General features: G+C 42.4%; 12 protein-coding genes. 8 read left to right on the top strand and 4 right to left on the bottom strand.

Features of this window, described 5'->3' with window-relative positions; translation table 11 throughout:
* The first annotated feature begins 311 nt into the window (after positions 1-311).
* Complete coding sequence (locus FPL27_RS12280) at positions 312-1,301, top strand: IS110 family RNA-guided transposase (protein WP_143959665.1); 990 nt, start codon at positions 312-314, stop codon at positions 1,299-1,301.
* 324 nt (positions 1,302-1,625) lie between these two features.
* Here FPL27_RS12280 and FPL27_RS12275 read toward each other — a convergent pair whose 3' ends face one another.
* Positions 1,626-2,300, bottom strand: coding sequence for an HAD family hydrolase (locus FPL27_RS12275; protein WP_143961369.1), 675 nt, complete (start codon positions 2,298-2,300; stop codon positions 1,626-1,628).
* Between the two features lie 477 nt (positions 2,301-2,777).
* Between FPL27_RS12275 and FPL27_RS12270 the strand changes: the two genes are divergently transcribed.
* Genes FPL27_RS12270 through FPL27_RS12260 form a run of 3 tightly spaced genes read left to right on the top strand, consistent with a single transcriptional unit; the run spans position 2,778 to position 4,253 of the window.
* Positions 2,778-2,990 carry a helix-turn-helix transcriptional regulator gene (locus FPL27_RS12270; protein WP_143961368.1) on the top strand — a complete coding sequence of 71 codons (213 nt, stop codon included), beginning with the start codon at positions 2,778-2,780 and terminating at the stop codon, positions 2,988-2,990.
* The gene (locus FPL27_RS12265; RefSeq protein ID WP_235893428.1) at positions 2,980-3,312 is read left to right on the top strand and encodes a HipA N-terminal domain-containing protein; all 333 of its coding nucleotides are present in this window, start codon (positions 2,980-2,982) and stop codon (positions 3,310-3,312) included. Before FPL27_RS12270 ends, FPL27_RS12265 begins: the two co-directional genes overlap by 11 nt.
* Positions 3,312-4,253 (top strand): HipA domain-containing protein, encoded by a 942-nt coding sequence (locus FPL27_RS12260; protein WP_143961367.1) that lies wholly within the window; start codon positions 3,312-3,314, stop codon positions 4,251-4,253. The genes FPL27_RS12265 and FPL27_RS12260 overlap by 1 nt, the downstream gene beginning before the upstream one ends.
* A gap of 74 nt (positions 4,254-4,327) precedes the next feature.
* Here FPL27_RS12260 and FPL27_RS12255 read toward each other — a convergent pair whose 3' ends face one another.
* Positions 4,328-5,074 (bottom strand): NYN domain-containing protein, encoded by a 747-nt coding sequence (locus FPL27_RS12255; protein ID WP_143961366.1) that lies wholly within the window; start codon positions 5,072-5,074, stop codon positions 4,328-4,330.
* Positions 5,075-5,254: 180 nt separating this feature from the next.
* On the opposite strand from FPL27_RS12255, the gene FPL27_RS12250 reads away from it, so the two are divergent.
* Both FPL27_RS12250 and FPL27_RS12245 read left to right on the top strand, forming a co-directional pair.
* Positions 5,255-6,589 (top strand): APC family permease, encoded by a 1,335-nt coding sequence (locus FPL27_RS12250; RefSeq protein WP_143961365.1) that lies wholly within the window; start codon positions 5,255-5,257, stop codon positions 6,587-6,589.
* 367 nt (positions 6,590-6,956) lie between these two features.
* Positions 6,957-8,534 carry a S41 family peptidase gene (locus FPL27_RS12245; RefSeq protein WP_143961364.1) on the top strand — a complete coding sequence of 526 codons (1,578 nt, stop codon included), beginning with the start codon at positions 6,957-6,959 and terminating at the stop codon, positions 8,532-8,534.
* A 52-nt stretch (positions 8,535-8,586) separates the two neighbouring features.
* Here the strand turns inward: FPL27_RS12245 and FPL27_RS12240 are convergent, their stop codons facing one another.
* Positions 8,587-9,138, bottom strand: coding sequence for a pentapeptide repeat-containing protein (locus FPL27_RS12240; protein ID WP_143961363.1), 552 nt, complete (start codon positions 9,136-9,138; stop codon positions 8,587-8,589).
* A 419-nt stretch (positions 9,139-9,557) separates the two neighbouring features.
* Here FPL27_RS12240 and FPL27_RS12235 point away from each other — a divergent pair, with 419 nt between their 5' ends.
* Both FPL27_RS12235 and FPL27_RS12230 read left to right on the top strand, forming a co-directional pair.
* Positions 9,558-9,878 carry a hypothetical protein gene (locus FPL27_RS12235; RefSeq protein ID WP_143961362.1) on the top strand — a complete coding sequence of 107 codons (321 nt, stop codon included), beginning with the start codon at positions 9,558-9,560 and terminating at the stop codon, positions 9,876-9,878.
* Positions 9,875-10,540 carry an ATP-binding cassette domain-containing protein gene (locus FPL27_RS12230; RefSeq protein WP_143961361.1) on the top strand — a complete coding sequence of 222 codons (666 nt, stop codon included), beginning with the start codon at positions 9,875-9,877 and terminating at the stop codon, positions 10,538-10,540. The genes FPL27_RS12235 and FPL27_RS12230 overlap by 4 nt, the downstream gene beginning before the upstream one ends.
* 327 nt (positions 10,541-10,867) lie before the next feature.
* Here the strand turns inward: FPL27_RS12230 and FPL27_RS12225 are convergent, their stop codons facing one another.
* Positions 10,868-12,277 carry a TolC family protein gene (locus FPL27_RS12225; RefSeq protein WP_143961360.1) on the bottom strand — a complete coding sequence of 470 codons (1,410 nt, stop codon included), beginning with the start codon at positions 12,275-12,277 and terminating at the stop codon, positions 10,868-10,870.
* Positions 12,278-12,291 lie beyond the last annotated feature (14 nt).

Raw genomic sequence — 12,291 nt, 5'->3', positions numbered from 1 at the left:
GGTCATTGCGAAGGAGGAACGATTCCCGTCATACTAAGTTAGAGGTCAGAAAAGTGTTGGTAAATTATCAGAATATTATTTGGTTTGCCTAGTAAGCAGGGCGCTGCTACCAGGTAAAAGCAGAAGGATTAAGAACCGTACCCGTCATTCGTCATTAAAGACTCTTCGCAATGCTGTTCCCTTCTGCTGCTTTTTACCGAAATCAGGACAATTCATTAGGTCAATGAACCTGTTTTAAGTATAGATTGATACGGTAAAAGTCCTCCTGATAGCAACAACCCCATTTGGATCACCGTAAAGTTAACAAGTTTATGCCAAAACCTATACATGTATTTATAGGAGTCGATATCTCAAAGGATAATTTTGATTTTTATTTTAAACCAACTGATGGAAAAGCACTTAAGGGAAAAGTAGTCAACAACGCCGAAGGCTTTCTAGAGTTTTTCTTGAAGTTACCAGAGAATTCTTGGGTGGTTATGGAAGCTTCAGGTCCTTACTATTACCAGCTGGCAAGTTTTCTTTATGACAAAGGAGTGAAGTTGTCCGTCATCAACCCACTGGTTATTAAGAGATTTACCCAGATGCAGCTGAAAAGGACAAAAACCGATAGCGCAGACGCTCACAGCATCGCCACCTATGGAGGTTTGATGGACATTAAACCATGGGAACCATTAAAAGAGTGTTATATGGAGATCAAGCAGTGGTATGTATATAGAAAACAGCTTTTAAAACACCAGCATGCAATCCTGATGAAATTGGAAGCTTTTATAGCCACCGGTTCGGTTAATAAACTCATTAGAAAATCTATGGAGGAGGAGCTTCTAAGGGTGGAAGAAAACATCAAGGATGCTGACAAACAGATGAATATGTTAATAGAAAAGGAAAACGGTGCATTAAAAAAGCAACTGGAGTCCGTACCAGGTATAGGCCCCAAAACAAGTTTACTACTGATAGTAGCTCTAAGGGGATTTGACAGTTTTGAAACCTACAAACAGGTCATATCGTACCTGGGCCTTTCTCCACGAATTTATGAGTCGGGAACTTCTGTGAAGGGAAAAGCAAAGATATGCAAGATGGGCATGGCAGAGGTACGGAAATGTCTCTATATGGCAGCAAGAGCAGCCAAAATACATAATAACACTTGTAAGGACCTTTACCTAAGGCTAAGGGCAAAAGGAAAAGCTCACAGAGTGGCCATGATTGCTGTAGTGAATAAGCTAATCAAGCAGGCATTTGCCATTGCCAAATCAGGTATTGCATATGACAAAAGCTATTCAAACTTCAATGCTGTAGCGAAATAAAATTTGGACTCAAAACTTGACATTTAACACAATTCATTGCGAAGGAGGAACGACTGAAGCAATCTTAACCTCGGCCTAGTCTAAGGCCTAGATTGCTTCGTCCCTGCGAAGGTTAAAATAATGATAGCGGAGCCGGAACTCGCAATGACGCGGTGGGATCATAGCGAAGGCACGCTGTCATCGTCATTGCGAAGGAGGGACGACTGAAGCAATCTATACCCCGTCCTAACAGATTCAGATTGCTTTCCCCGACATGTTCTCTGGAAGTACAGTTGTGTCGGCCTCGCAATGGCGTTTCTTTGCGTTCCTTTTCAAACTTTGCTGTTAGATTTTTCTCGCTCTCTCTGTGCCCTTCTCCAAAAACTCCCTCACTTCATGTAGATTATCAAAACACCTATCCGCTTGGAGAGTATTTCGAATGGCCTCGTGGGTGTTAACTCCAAAAGTCGTCAGTCCGGCGGATTTGGCAGAGGTGGAACCGGTTTGGGAATCTTCCAATGCCAGACAGTCCTCATGCTTCAGCTGGAGCTTTTCCATACACATCTCGTAAGGTTCGGGGTGGGGTTTGGGGTTCTGCACTTCTGTTCGGGATATCAACTCGGAGAAAAAATGTCTTACCCCATTCCGGTCAAGGTGATAATTAGCCACCTCTCTTTTGCTGGAAGTCACCACTGCCATGGTAACCTTTTGATCCTTGAGATAATGAATCAAATCCGTGGCTCCTGGCATCAAAGGAACAGCTTCCTCCTCATGCTGGATTTTGATAAATTCCCTTACTTTATCAAAGAATACCTCTTTCTCATCCTCTACGCCATATTTGCTTTGCAAAAGATGGAAGGTTTGACTATCCGTTTTCCCTGCAAACTCCCTCAGCCAATCCTCACTTTCAAGCTCTCTATTATAAAGTTTCAAAGTGCTCCTATAAGCCTTATAATAGAACCATTCCGAATCTATCAGCGTCCCATCCAAATCAAATAATACTGCTTTCAATTTTTCCATTTCAATTTCTTATAATAGTCAGCCAAAGGTAATCAATTGATGCCTAAGGTCCCGTTATGCCAAGTCCCCGTTATGCCAAGTCTCTGACTTGTGCATCCTGAGTTGGGAGTCTCTGACTCCCGAAGCAATCTCAAGCGCAGTCTTTTCCTACCTTCAACCTGTAAACTACCATTCCCCTCGCCAGGCTCAAGCCTAATTCTTCATCCCTTTGTGCCCTTCCTTTGCCTTTGAGTCCTTTGTGCCCACTTTTTATATTTGGTGCGACTTCTTTTGAACTTTGTGTTACCTTTGTGACCAATTTTGTTTTACCCTCATCCCTTTTAGCCTGCCTTCATCCTTAACCTCTAAAACAAATTTCTCAATTCACACACATCATTATACCCATAAAGGTATAAATCTTTATAAATATATATATTTATACCCAATGAGGTATATTTAATCGAATTTCATTATATTTACACCCGAAAGGGTATAAATATGGAATTAGGTAAATTTGTCAAAGAAAAACGTACTGCCGTAAAGCTGACCCAGCCAGAGTTGGCGCAGAAGGCGGGGGTGGGATTAAGGTTTCTCAGAGATCTAGAACAGGGCAAAGAAACCCTCAAAATGGAAAAAGTTAACCAGGTCCTGGGAATGTTTGGGTATGAACTGGGGCCTGTCCCAAAAACTGGAGAGGATCATGGCCAATAGGATAGCAAAGGTGTACATGCATGATGCATTGGCAGGATGGCTTGTCCAGGATGATACAGGGTATCACTTTACCTATGCCTCTGATTATCTAGCAAGGGAAAATGTGGAACCAATCAGTCTGACCCTTCCTTTACAGTCAGTTCCATTTGATTCACTCACGATGTTCCCTTTTTTTGATGGACTGATACCGGAAGGCTGGCTTTTGGATATTGCCGAGAAAAACTGGAAACTGGATTCCAGGGACCGAATGGGACTGTTGCGGCTCTGTTGTAAGGATACCATAGGTGCCGTGAGTATAGTGCCGGAAAGGGGTGAAGGCTGATGGAGAAGAAATGTCTATACTGCTATTTGCCTCTTGGTGAATATGAAACGGATTTTCATCCAAAATGCAGTAGGAAAATGTTCGGAACAGCTACTGTTCCTGACCTTCCTTATTCAGAAAAGGAGCTTGAGCCGCTTGCCCTTTCAGTAATAGAAAATCAAACGGCTTTGACCGGTGTTCAGCCCAAGCTATCGCTTCATCTGTCTACTGGCAAAGCCAATCCCAAACGTTTTACAATTGTAGGGCTATGGGGTGGTTATATACTCAAACCATCATCAACAAACTATCCCCAGCTTCCCGAAGTGGAGGATCTAACCATGCATTTGGCAGCAATTGCAAAGATCAAGACTGTTCCCCATTCCCTGATCCGGATGAACTCGGGCAACCTTGCCTACATTACGAAAAGGATAGACCGGGCAAAAAAAGGTAAAATCCACATGGAAGATATGTGTCAACTAACCGAAAGGTTGACGGAGGATAAATACAGGGGATCCTATGAGCAGATTGCAAAGGCAATAAAAAAACTTTCAAAGACACCGGGGCTAGACCTAGTAAACTTTTACGAACTGGTATTATTCTGCTTCTTGACAGGAAATGCTGATATGCACCTCAAAAACTTTTCCCTTATCAATCATCCTAGTATAGGGCCAACATTGAGCCCAGGCTACGACCTGCTCAACACCGCCCTTGTTAATCCGGCAGATGAAGAGCAAATGGCACTTACCCTTAACGGAAAGAAAAACAGGATCAAAAAGAAAGATTTTACCGCAGCATTCCAAGCTGCAGGGCTGGATGAAAAACAACAGGAAAACATCTTCAAAAAGATGCTAATCGCCAAAGATCCATGGTTGAAGATGGTCGACATAAGCTTTCTTTCTGAAGAATTTAAAGGGTCTTATAAAGCAATATTAAATGAGAGATTTGAAGAGTTGGGAATATAGTTAAGTAGATGGAAAAGCCCAACTCAATACTTCTCAATGGATGCTGTCTGGCCATTTTTAATTCCTACCCGTATTTATTTATTCTTCACATAAATATGCCTGATGTTACCATCCCCTGTTTCCTTTTCCTCTATTGAAAACTTCCCTATACTTTTGATCAATAGGTATAATTTCGGGAAGCCGTAATTCCTCGGGTCAAAATCAGGTTTTTTCTTGATCAGGAAATTTCCCAAGGTACCCAAAAATGCCCATCCGTTGTCGTCTGAAATCTCGTCAACACTTTCTTTTATTAGTCTCACCAGGTTTTTGTCTATTCTGCCTACCGAGGAACCCTCATCTTTGGATTTGATCTGTTTGTTTGGGGTCTCAACCGCTTCAGCTTCCTGTTCCTTTTTCAGAATTTCAATGTAGATGAATTTGTCACAGGCAGTAATAAAAGGTTTAGGGGTTTTCTTTTCGCCGATCCCGATTACCAGCATTGCCGCTTCCCGAAGCCGTGTGGCAAGCCGAGTAAAATCACTGTCACTGGATACAATGCAGAACCCATCGACTTTCTTCGAATACAGCAGATCCATAGCATCGATGATCAGGGCACTGTCACTGGAATTCTTACCTGTGGTATAGCTGTACTGCTGTATTGGGGTAATGGCGTTTTCAAGCAATACGCCCTTCCATCCGGCCACGGTCGGTTTGGTCCAATCTGCATAAATACGCTTGATAGTGGGATTGCCATATTTAGCAATTTCATCCAGCATCTCATTTACATACTTATACGGCACATTATCCGCATCAATCAATACCGCAAGGTTTTTATCTTTCATAATAAATTATTGTTTTTTCACTAGTTTTCAGTCTGTCCAAAAAGGCATTTCATAGTCTACCACCAAATATATGCAATCCCCGCCAGAAGATATTGACTCTCATCAATACCTTCATTCCTCTTTGACCATGGATTGGTTTTTGATACGGTAGGAATGAATATTTAACCTATTAATTTTTACATGTCCAAAGTAAAAGCGAAAGCTTCGAAATTTGAAAGAAACCTTTCCCTTATTGGGGCCTTGACTATCGGGTTGGGGACGATGATAGGGGCGGGGCTATTTGTACTCTCAGGGCCTGCTGCAGGACAATCCGGGCCTGCGGTGACTTTGTCCTATGTAATAGCCGGTCTGATCTGTTTGCCAGTGGCTATGGTGGTTTCCGAGCTCGCCACAGCCATGCCTCAGGCAGGAGGGAGCTACCATCTGGTGACGCGAACACTCGGTCCATTTGCTGGGACAATCGTAGGTTTGGCCAATTGGCTGGGGTTGATGTTTGCCGGAGGCTTTTACCTGATAGGATTTGCCCAATACCTGAGCGAATATCTGGATGTAGCCAATTGGATTATTGTAGCAGTAACGGGAGGTTTATTTACATTATTGAATGTTTTGGGAGCCCATTATACCGGGAGGGCACAGATGGGAATTGTTGCGATACTCGTGCTAATCATCGGCTATTATGTAGTGATGGGTTGGCCCCAGGTAGATGGGGATCTGCATCAGCCATACTTTGGTGAGGGATTCGGGAATGTATTTGCCACCGTAGGTCTGATCATTGTTTCTTTTACTGGTTTTGAAAAGATTTCAACTACCGCAGGCGAACTCAAAAAACCTGGACGAAACCTGCCAATTGCCATTATTGGTTCAGTGCTGATAGCAACAGTTTTATATTTTTTCATCTTGCATGTTTCCACTGGAATAGTGCCATATGAGGAATTTGCCGGGATGAATGCGCCTTTGGTGGATACGGCGGAGATTTTTATGCCAGGGCAGGTGGGGGTGTTCCTTGTATGGTCGGCCGCACTTTTGGCTATGGCCTCTTCATCTAATGCTGCCATAACCACCGCTTCCAGGATTAATTTTGCGATGGGAAGGGATAGGGTTTTGCCCAGGTGGTTTGATTTCATTCATGATCGTTTTGATACGCCCATGCGGTCTGTGATCATTACGGGTTTGCTCTGTGTTGGGCTTGCCGAGGTGGGCAATATTGAGCAACTGGCGAAGATTTCCAGTGTGATGTTCATGTTGTCCTATGCGCTTATCTGTGGTGGTTTAATCAAAATGCGTCACCAAAAGCCCGAATGGTACAAGCCCCAGTTCAGGGTTCCAGGTGTACCGGTGTTGCCCGCTATAGCAGGGCTTGCGGCCTTGAGTGTGATCGTGGCCATGGACCTGATTCCCCAGATAGCCGGAGTAGGTTTTATCTTGGTAGGGGTCGCCTGGTATTTTGTTTGGGTAAAGAAGAATTATTATAAGGCCACAGATCATCAGGAAGAAGTAGCCGATGTGGATAAATAAGGTGTTTAACGGTAAGCGCTTTTCGATATTTATACCGAAAGCTTCGGGATCGAAAAACTACATGCAGAACAGTGTTATGGGTGTTAATTATATCAAATTTTTAAAAAATAGAGACATTTAAACCATTTTTCTCGTACGGTTTATACCATGTTGGAGAATATGGATAGATGTATGATTAACAATCATTGATTATGAGCATAATTAAGTATAAAAATCTGTTGAAACTAAAGGATAATAAATTCCTTCAAGCAGTAGCTTTCCGGAAAACTTTCGAGAAAGTTCAAATTGAAAATGAAAAATTGGAATCCACCTCTAGAAAATAACCTGTCACTCCTTTCAGGTTTCTTTACTTAAATATTATCAAATTATGATTTGCTTATCCAATAGGTTTGGTCACTTCTTCGGAATGATGCTGATTTTTTGCTTGTTGCCCGTTTTGATTTTGGCGCAGGACGATAAGAAAAGGACACAGAAACACTTTTCATCTGTCAATAGAATGCTATGTCCGAAAGAAATGAAGGAGGACTTACAAGCATTTGTGAAGATTAGGGAGGAAGTTAACTCCGGACTTTATGTCTATCGAACCAAAGAAGAGATGGATAGCATGTTTAATTGGGCTTTCAAGGAAGTAAGCCAACCCATGGAAGTAACCGATTTTTTTAAAATCATTTTGAAATTGACTGATTTTGAGGGTAGCCTCCATAATTACACGGAGCCTGGAACAGACTTTTTGACCTTTGTGAAAGAGCAGCAAACGTTTTTTCCATATCATCTCACCTATATAGAAGGTATGATGATTTTTGACGGCCATCATGAGACTATCCCGCCCGGATCCCGGATTTTAAGTATAAATGGGGCTGAGGATAAAGAGTTAATGCAATCCTTTTATAAATTTTTCCCAGTTGATGGATTCAATACCAGCTATAAGTTATCATCAAGCGTAGACAAAGCATTTGCCTGGCGTTATATAATGGAATACGGGTTGACCGAAGAGTTTCAGGTGGAATTCACAAGCCCCTTTTCTGAAACTGTACAAAGGGCGATATTGCCTGCTGTTGATTTTGCTCAACAGGAGAAGAATATTCAAAATAAATATAGTGCCCCAGTATCAGACCTGCTTGATTATAAAAAGCAGGCACCATATAGCTATGAGAAAGTCAACTCGGAAACCGGCTTGCTGAACCTCAGATGGTTTGGGTTTGCTACTAGCAAAGAGGACCCCGCATTTGAAGTGTATACTGATTTTATTGACAGTGTATTTACAGTTCTAGACCGGGAATCAATTCCCAATTTAGTTATTGATGTACGAAATAACCCCGGAGGAAGCGACCCTACTTTCGAACAGCCGATTATGTACCTGAGCGATAGTACATTCAAAGAAAACCTGGAAGCCCATATTATTTTTGATCCTAAGGAAATACCTTTTCAAAAATATTTCTGGGGAGTTTCTACCGATGAACGAATTGATGGTGCTACACTTGCCATGGGGATGGAGTTTCTCGGTGATTATTTTATTGAATTCAGTGAGGGGAAAAGTTTTCAGAATCAGAAATACAACCCCGTCTATCACCCAAAGTCTCCGGCCTATAAGGGCAATATTTATCTATTGATCAACGAGAACACGGCTTCAGCAGCCTCTCACTTTGCTTCATTAATGAAGGCTTATGCCAGGAACCTCACAATCGTAGGTGTAGAAACTGTCGGGGGATATTATGTTCACAATGGGCATATCGGATTGGTTTATGAACTGCCAAACTCCCAAATTAAGTCCAAGTTTTCGGTTGTATATGTTGTGCATGATGCGCCTGTTAAACCTGATCAACCAACAGGGCGAGGGATTATCCCAGATCATGAGGTCTGGCAAACTCTGAAAGATTTCCTTCAACACAAAGATACCCAAATGGAGTTTGTGTTAAAAACCACTTCAAGTCTTCCAACCCCCTAATCCCTCATTACCTCTACATCCAACCGATATCCTCCATCGTTTACCTCTCAATCTAAATCTCATATTTATCCAACAGGCCAGTGACCCCATAAATTGAAAATCTTGCTTTTTTGATAAGGTTTGATTCAGGATCTATGGAATAGTTGTGGGAGGTACAGAAGTCGGATTTCTCAAGAATGGTGTTGCCAAAAACGGCCTGCGCCAGGTTACAGTTGTCAAACACCGCACCTGTCAGGTCACTTTCGCTAAAATCTGCTTCCTGCAGCTGGGAGTCTTTAAAGATGGTCTTTTTGATTTTGGTCCTGTAAAATGAGGAATGGTTGAGTTGGCAACCCTCAAAAGAAAAAGAAAGCCCAAGCCCATTACAATTGTCAAATCTGAGCCCCAACATCTTGCAATCCTTGAATTTTGCGTCTCTCAACGTAGTCTTATTCAGGTTTGCCAAACTCAAGTTACAACCCTTAAACTCACAGTCGATAAACTTGTATTGAGAAAGATCCCTGTCAGCTAAGTTGCAGTTATGAAATACACAGTTTTCATATTCCCCTCTAGCCAAGGCATCAATCTGCCTAAATGTTTTACCCTCGATATATACTTCCTCCATTCCTTAAACTTTTAACTATTAAACCAAAAAACCGCAAAGAGGCAAATAAACGCTAAGAAATTTGTACTTTAAACCTTAATCCTTACTTCCTTCACCTTCTCTGGTTTAGAGGTTTATTACTGGATTGGTGCTTCGCACATCCAGAGGTTTAGAAGTTTAGAAACCGCAAGCGACGCCAAGGGGCTGCAGGTGGCAACCTTCATCTGCCCTCATCTGCCTTCATCCCTAAACCTCTAACCCTCCCGCCGCGCGTCAGCGCCGGGAAATAAACCTCTAAACAAAATCCATATTTCTAGTGATTTTTTTCATTACTGCTTTATATCGAGTCCTAATCCCCTTGATTTCTACAAGGCTTTAATTATATTCAAGCAAAAATTTAAAATTAGTTAATACATCTTCCTACTATATACCTTACATAAATGCAAAAACATTTTTTCACTTTAAAAAAGAATATTAGACTGCTCACAACTTTTTACATGTCATTTGCCACAGTGAGTTTATTTATCAGCGGCATTAGCATTACCATCCTGTTTTTCAACTTTAAAGCCTTTGGAATGCTTTTTTGGTTTAAGATATTCACCTCATGGTTAATTATTTTCTTCCTAAATGATGATTTGAAAAAAGAGTTTTACTATTTCCAGAACATGGGCTTCAGTAAAAGAGAGCTATGGATCTGGTCCATGAGTTTTGATTTTCTAGTATTCATTTTCTTGGCCTACTCAACCTACCTACTTACATGAAGCATATCCTAGAAGTAGATGGAGTAATGCTTAATTTTGGTCATAAGAAAATCCTTCAGAATATATATTTAAAGTGTACCACTGGCCAAATTACAGGGATACTTGGATTAAATGGTTGTGGCAAATCCTCCTTGCTAAAAATCATTTTTGGAGAACCGTTAACAGAAAACAGGTCCGTAAGAATAGACAGCAAAAGTCTGCTAACCAATAAAAGATTGCCTTCAGACATGCGGTATCTTCCCCAACATAATTTTATCCCAAACCACCTCACTGTGAAGCGTGTGGTAGAAGATTTTATGGTTGATGAAAAGGAGTTGTTTTCATCATTCCCGGAGGTTGAACAATTTTTTTACCAAAAAGTGGGTCACCTTTCCGGAGGCTGGAAACGCATTTTCGAACTTTACTTAATTCTCCGTTCTCCTTGTAAGTTTGTCCTTTTGGATGAGCCATTTTCCCACATCATGCCCGTTCATATTGATACATTCAAGGAGTTGATCCAAGAAGAAAAAGCAAACAAGGGTATATTAATTACAGATCACCTCTTCGAGCACGTCATGGAGCTTTCTGACCAAGTATATCTAATTAAGAATGGCCGCTCTTTACCTATTACCTCATTGCAAGAACTCGATGATCATGGATATGTGCGCCTCCTTCATTCCTAAACCCCTAACCCTCCCGTCGCGCCTCAGCGCCGGGAATTAACCTTCTACACCTACTATTTCATGTATTTGGTGGTTTAGAGGTTTATTTCTGGATAGGTGCAGCGCACAACCAGAGGTTTAGGGGTTTAGAAATCTGCCGTTATGCCAAGTCTCCGACTTGAGCATCCTGAGTTTGGAGTCTCTGACTCCCGAAGCAATCCCACGCGCAGTCTTTCCCGACCTCTAAAACCTGTCCTAATTCTCCAAGGCCACCTAAAGCTTTTTCTCGTTTGAATAAATCCCACATCGGTCATCCGACATCGGTCATCCTACATCCGTCATCCTACATCACCATCCTCCTCCGAGAGACCTGTATAGATCTACGACCGAATGGAAAATCTCCTTTCTGGTGGTGGTCATTTCAAGCTCGGCTTCCAGCACACGGGCCTGAGCCGTAATAACCTCTAGATAGGAAGCATATCCTCCTCGGAACAGCCCGTTGGCTGTACTTACAGCACTTTGAAGTACTTTTGTCTCTTCCTGCTTATAAAGATATTTGTTCTTGAGGTTTTCTACCCTTTTAAATCCTGTCACCACTTCTGTATAACCGTGGATGATGGATTGGGAGTAATTGTAAACCTGAATCCTGTTTTGGGCGATGTCCTGCTCAAAGGCTCCCCTTATCCGGTGTTGCTGGAAAATAGGGCTGGTCAACCCGCCCAACAAACCCACTGTAACAGCTCCGGGAAATTGAAATGCAGCAGGAAGGCTCCTGTCGTTAAGGCCCACATACGGGGTGAGATTTAGGCTAGGCAGAAATTCTTTCCGGGCAGCTTCCACATCGAGCCTTGCAGCATACATCTCCAATTCAGCTTGTTGAAGATCCGGCCGTCTTAGCAGCAGATGCATGGGCAGTCCCACTTCCAGAAAGTTGGGAAATTCAATGTCCAGCAATGACTCGGCCCTTTCAACAGAACCGGGGTATTTGCCAAGTAAGTAACTAATGGCATATTCAGTCTCGTTGATCTCCTGAAGCTTTTCAAATCGTAAGGACTGCGTATTGAGCAATTGGGCCGAAAACTGCTGTACAGCCAGTTCAGTTGCCCTGCCGGCAATCTTCTGAATCTTGATCAGTTCCAGGGCCTGCCTTTGGAAAGCAATGTTTTTTTCAATGGTTTCCAGTTCCATATCAAAACCCAACAGATCATAGTACAGGTGGGCAATCTCTGCCACCAAATTGGTCACCACCAGGTGATACCCCATTTCGGAGGCCATAAAACGGTTGAAAGCAGCAGCCCTCCGGTCCCGAAGCTTGCCCCAGATGTCAATTTCCCAATGACTCTGGAAACCAACAAAGTTGTTTTCCAATCTGTTGACCACATTTCTGTCCCCATTGATGGTTCCGTTGAGCAGGTTGGGGCGGATGTCGCCGGAGCGATAGCGAACTATACCGTCCAAGGTGGGCATGAGGGCATTTTTTCTGATTCTGTATTGCACCCTTGCCTGCTCAATCCTTTCAAAAGCGGTTAATACATCAAAATTCTGCCCCAACCCCTCCTCAATCAAGGCTGTAAGATAGGGGTCGTCAAAAAACCGGTCCCAGGGGATATCAGCGATACTTAAGGAATCCTGTGGTGTAGCTCCAAGGAATTCGGCCGGGATTTTCGGCACTTCCGGCATTGGAGGAATCTCCATGGTTTTACAGGAAAACCCCACCAGTACAATGAGTAAGAAAAGATATGAATTTATATTTTTCATGATCGCATTTCAAA

Origin of the sequence: Litoribacter populi (assembly GCF_007483685.1) — a bacterium.
Classification (GTDB): domain Bacteria; phylum Bacteroidota; class Bacteroidia; order Cytophagales; family Cyclobacteriaceae; genus Litoribacter; species Litoribacter populi.
Note: the sequence above shows the minus strand (reverse complement) of the source record. Positions and strands in the feature narration are given on the sequence as shown.